The following is a 5,627-nucleotide window of genomic DNA, read 5'->3' on the forward strand; positions in this document are numbered from 1 at the left end:
TCCGCCAATGCTTGTTGTAACGGTCGAAATCCAAGCGGAGAGTCCTGGTACTGGTGCTTCCGATTCAGTATCCACACAGATGGGGATGAGGAGATCTTTTTCGTATTCACTCACCGTCTCGATTGAGACATCAAACAGGTAGCAGACTGCTGCCCGATCGTAATAGCCGACGAACTCACGATCAGACACCTCAGCCGAAGCGTGTTGCAGCCAGCCAGGAGTCGGTGCACTCTCGACTCCCTTGGAGATGTGCCACGACCCACTCAGACTACGTGCCCCATGTTCAAGCAGCGACTGTGCGAGCTGACTGTCTGGTGTAAACGCAACCTCTCCGTCGTCCAACGTTTCGTCTGGCTCAATATCCTGCCGCAACTGTACACGCCGATCGGGAGCCTGAGCAATGGCTGTTTCCAGAAGATCCACCTCTGGATGGGTCTCCTCGGGGACCTCGAGTACAAACCCTGTCTCAGTCGGTTCGACTGGAATCTCATGGTGGTCACAGAAGGCAGTCAAATACGCTTCAAGCCGTTCTGAGGTTCGCCCAAGAGAGATGTCGAGTTCATCTTCACGCTTGGGTTCTCTGGGGGGCGTCGAAGTAGTCATTTTCTGTCCTCCAGGGTTGCCTGCACGGTTCGTGAGTCACGTTCGCCTTGTGACCCAAGATCGAATCCCGAGAATACGTTCTCATTGAACGCTTCGAGCTTCTGGGCAAGCTCTCGTTGCTCAGTCAAGTCAACAGCCATCGCATCAAAGTCGTTCTCCAGTTCAGCTTTTGAGCCGGCATCGACAAGCCGTTCGAAAATTTCGTCTTCAAAGCTCGTACTTGACGACTCAAGTCTCGACAGGATGGTGCTCAGCTCTCCAACAGTCTGTTGGAATAAGTCGATTTTGTGGTACAATCGCTCCAGAACGTATTCTTCGATCGTCTCTTTGAGGGCCATGTTGAATACGAACACGTCCCGCTCCTGGCCAATCCGGTGAATCCGACCAATCCGTTGTTCGACTTTCATCGGGTTCCATGGCAAGTCGTAATTCACCATTAGATTACAGAACTGGAGGTTTCGGCCCTCATTCATCGCATCCGTAGAGATTAACACACCACCATCTCGTCGGAAGTTCTCGACAATCGTCTCCTTCTCGCTGCTCGAATGTCCACCATGGAATGTATGGACCGTATAGCCATCTTCTGAGAGTCTGGAGACGAGTTCACGTTGTGTTGCACGAAACTGTGTGAAGACGATCACGCGCCCCATCTCAACGCGCTCTCGTGCTTCCTCGACGATATCGATCAACCGCTCCTGTTTCGTATTGACGTCAATCTCAGCGATCAACTCAAGGATATGCTGGAGGTCGTCTCGATGCGTACTCTCTGATTTTTCGTGCAGCCGTTTCTCGATCGTCTGTTGAAGTGCAGCGGGGCTACTCACGACCTCTTTTTGCAAGAGCATCAACACGAGTTTCTGGCCACTATCACGAGCGTACGCACCCCGTACGAAGTCAGACACCTCCTCGTAAAGCGCTTTTTCAGCTGGCGTTTGGTCAAATGTTCGCGTAGCGATTTTCCGGTCGGTGAAATCGATGTCCGTCTCCGCACGCCGATTCCGGATCATCACTTCAGAAAGCCTGCGCTTTAGCTCATCTGTGTTAATCAGCGACTCGTCGCTCCGATTGACGAAGTAGTGGTGGAATGCCTCTCGTGTTCCGAACAACCCCGGATTGAGCAACGAGATGATATTGTAGAGGTCGGTGAGCTCGTTTTGAATCGGTGTCGCAGTCAGGAAAAACGCATATCGATACCGCATCTTGTCGATCAGGTCGTAGCGGTCAGTCGCTTCGTTTTTCACATAGTGTGCTTCGTCGAGGACAAGGACGTCCCAATCTCGTGAGAGAACGACTGGTTTGTGCTGTTCACTCTTAGCGGTGTCAATACTCGCGATAATCCGGTCGTGGCTCCCAAAGTCTTCGAACTCGTCGTCGTAATTGCAGACGAACTCAAGTCCAAACTTCTCGCGAAGCTCACCTTGCCATTGTTTCGCGAGTTGAGCCGGCGTCAACACCAATACCGAATCAGACGTCTCTCGGTAGTGCATCTCTTTGAGGATCATCCCGACTTCGATTGTCTTCCCGAGCCCGACCTCGTCTGCTAAGAGTGCTTTCCCATTCATCTCGAACAGTGCCCGATATGCCGCATCAACTTGGTGTTCGAGGAGTTTGACTGCCTCTGTATCGAGTGTCGAAAGCGACTGCAGAGACGTGTCTGGACGCCCTGATAAGAGCCGTTGCGCATGAACTGGCAGAAGACCGGGAAGTGACTCGTCAGAACCCGAGATTGAGAGATTTGATGCAGAGTCATGTGAAATATTGACCGACACAAAGTGCGTGTCTGGTTGTTCTTCGGAGGGTGGGCCAGACGGCCCCGAATCTGACATACGCGGAGTGTGCTCGTCATCCTATATTAATCTCTGGCTGACATTGGGCCGGATCAGATACCAGGGGACGCACCGAGCCGACTCCAGTGACCAAATCTGACGCATCAGTCTTCGCTTTCCGTGAAGGAGGATTTATACCTCCGACTGGACAGATACGAACAGCAACAATGGCCCGACAGCAACCGGGATCCCAGGGTCGTCTTTCGTTACCTGTAGAGCGTGGGTTCCCAATTGAGCGCATTAACGAGTTGGCAGAAAAAGAGGGCCGAGCGAAGCGGCACTATCGGCCAATCTATACGATGCACAAATGGTGGGCTCGTCGGCTGGGATGTGTCTTCCGCTCGCTTTGTCTGTATTCTCTCTTGGATGAAGAGACGGACGTCTCTGTGATTGACCGCGATTCGAACGAGCTTGATCTTGGTGACTTTGGTGGTGGAGCACCGATGTCTGCCGACCGTATTCACGAACTCATCTCTGCAGTTGACGCTTCGAATCCAGAATCTCTCTGGGAGCTCTACCCTGAGGACGTTACTATCGAAGACAAGCGAGTTCTAGATCCGTTTATGGGTGGCGGGACGTCTATCGTTGAGGCGTCTCGGTTCGGTGCAGACGTCGTCGGGAACGATCTGAATCCGGTGGCATGGTACGTCGTCAAAAAAGAAATCGAAGCGGGCACAACCGACGTCGAAACCCTCGACGAAGCGTTTGAACAGGTCAAACAGGAAGTGGCAATAGAGCTCCAGTCGTATTACGTAACTCCCTGTCCCAATGACGGCGAGTCTGACGCACACGACCACGAGCATGACCATGACCATGGCCACGACCACGACCAAGAACAGGAGCATGATGGGCACCTTGCAGACGTCATGCACTATCTCTGGGTGAAAGAACTCGAGTGTGTCTCCTGTGGAGAGGATGTTCCGCTCTTTTCCGATTACCGCGTCGCAAAGGGCCGGTACGACCATACTGACGAGTACAACGTATTCTGTCCGAACTGCGAACGCCTCACCTACGTCGATGACTGGCGCAGCCAGTCGACGTGCGACCACTGCAGCCACGAGTTCGTCCCCGAAGATGGGAACGTGTCGCGTGGGAAGTACTCGTGTACGAGCTGTGGACAGCAATACGGCATCACTGACGCGATCGAAGAACTCGGTGGGTACGATCAACGTCTCTACGCTGTCGAATACTACTGTTCAACCTGCGACGACCGTGGTGAACCCCGACACGAAATAAAGGGCTATCGAGCACCGACTGCGTTCGACCTCAAGCAGTTCAACGAAGCAAAACAAGAATGGGAAAGCAGTCCGGAGCTCGATGCGTACGTTCCTCAGGAACCGATTCCGGAGGGTGCGATCACCAAGGCATCATCGATTAGCGGGAACGACGTGTTCCAGCACGGGTATTCGGAGTGGACAGATATGTTCAACGAGCGCCAGCTCCTCGTGCTCTCGAAGCTCCTGCGTGCGATCGATACTATTGACGATCAGAACGCTAAGGAATACCTCCTGTTAGCGTTCAGCGATATGCTTCGATTCAACAACCAGATGATTGGGTACCAAGCGTCTCGCAATCATCTGAATGACCTCTTCCAAACGAATTCCTTCGCGCCCCAGACACGGCCTGCAGAAGCAAATCCCTGGGGAACAAAATATGGGATGGGCAACTTCCAGAAGAATTGGGAGATGGTCCGCGACGGTGTTGCGTACGCCAACGCCCCAACAGAGCGGTATATGGAAGCTGGAGAGATACTCGAGTCAGAGCCGTTTACGACCCCGATCGGTCAGAACGTCGAGCTCTCTCGTGGCGATATGCGTCGGCTCGGCTTTGAAAACGAATTTGACGCAGTCATCACCGACCCACCGTACTACGACAATATCATCTACTCGGAGGTTGCAGACTACTTCTACGTCTGGCAGAAGCTCCTCCTCGAAGGTAAGTACGATGGCTTTGACCAAGAACAGACACCTCGTGTCGAGTCAATCGTCACGAATCCGCATCTCGGAAAGACAACTGAAGACTTCGAGTCTGAGCTCCACGAGGCCTTTACCGTCATCCACCAGGCACTCAAAGACGATGGCGTCCTGACATTCACGTACCACCACAGCGACTCTGAGTCGTGGGGTGAGCTTCTCGCGTCGCTGTGCGACGTCGGGTTCGAAGTGACCGCAACCTACCCGATTTCAGCCGACGTCAAGAAGTTCATTACTGGCGAAGCAGTCTCGTTTGATATCATTGTAGTCGCTCGCCCGATTGAACAGAGCGATATCTCACCAATCAGCTGGCCACGTCTAAAGCGGAGCATCTACTCAACGGCTCAAGACACCCGCCGAAAGCTGGCCGCTGACAGGGATCTCTCCCGAGGAGATATTGGTGTGATGGAGATGGGTGCGTGTTTCCATGAGTACTCAAAGCACCACGGGAAGGTCCAACGAGATGGCGAGATTATGGATGCAAAGGAGGTCGTCAACGAAATATACGGGATTATCCAAGAGGCGAGCCAAATCGGAACGACAGATGTCTTTGTGGACCTCCTCGCCGAGGATACGCCAACCTATGACAGCGTCAACAAGCTCTGTCGGGGAACGAACGCGAAGCCAGAAGAGCTCAAGCAACTTCGGTTGTTCTCCACCGAAGATGGCTTCGAGTTAGGTACCTGGCAGAACGAACGCCGGATTGCGTACATCGAAGACCGGATTAACGCCGAGTCAGAGCTCACCGCGCTTGACAAGCTCCAATACCTCCGCCGCCGCTACGAGGATGGGAAGACACTCCAGAACTACATCGATAAGTGGGGTGTTGACGACGAAGTTCGTGACCTCTCGAAGCGGCTTGCAGATGCAACAGGTGATGAAGCATACCGACGTGTCCTTGGAGACCGGGATATCTCGAGCTTCTAGCGTTCTGTAACTCCTTTCGCGGGGACTTCATGTTGGGTCCTCAGATGTCGTCTCACAGGTGACTCTTTCCTAACAATCGATCCTGGGGAACCCTAGTGGTTCATCAGATCTGTTTGAACAGCACGATCTCCGTCGACCCCCCGGGGGTTTGGGGGGAATTGGGGGTCGACGGAAACATTGATGGGAATTCCGCGAGTAGGAGCGACCAAGCCCGTGAATTCGGACGTGTTTCAGACGAACCCTTGTGGGATTGAAGCAACTTCTGGACGGCGTCCTGTTCGAGGTCCTGTTGTTTCAG

At 53.3% G+C, this 5,627-nt stretch carries 2 protein-coding genes and 1 pseudogene; 1 reads left to right on the forward strand and 2 read right to left on the reverse strand.

The features are described 5' to 3' along the window. Together C5C07_RS21235 and C5C07_RS20185 are read right to left on the reverse strand one after the other, a co-directional pair. Positions 1-603 (reverse strand): annotated as a pseudogene (locus tag C5C07_RS21235) (hypothetical protein); the annotation flags it as partial. Further along, complete coding sequence (locus tag C5C07_RS20185) at positions 600-2,429, reverse strand: DEAD/DEAH box helicase (RefSeq protein WP_115806025.1); 1,830 nt, start codon at positions 2,427-2,429, stop codon at positions 600-602. The pseudogene C5C07_RS21235 and the gene C5C07_RS20185, both read right to left, overlap by 4 nt. Before the next feature lie 167 nt (positions 2,430-2,596). Here C5C07_RS20185 and C5C07_RS20190 point away from each other — a divergent pair, with 167 nt between their 5' ends. Beyond that, entirely contained in the window at positions 2,597-5,329 is a 2,733-nt protein-coding gene (locus C5C07_RS20190) for a DUF1156 domain-containing protein (protein WP_115806026.1), read from the forward strand. Positions 5,330-5,627 lie beyond the last annotated feature (298 nt).

Origin of the sequence: Haloferax sp. Atlit-4N, assembly GCF_003383025.1 — an archaeon.
GTDB classification, from domain to species: Archaea; Halobacteriota; Halobacteria; order Halobacteriales; family Haloferacaceae; genus Haloferax; species Haloferax gibbonsii.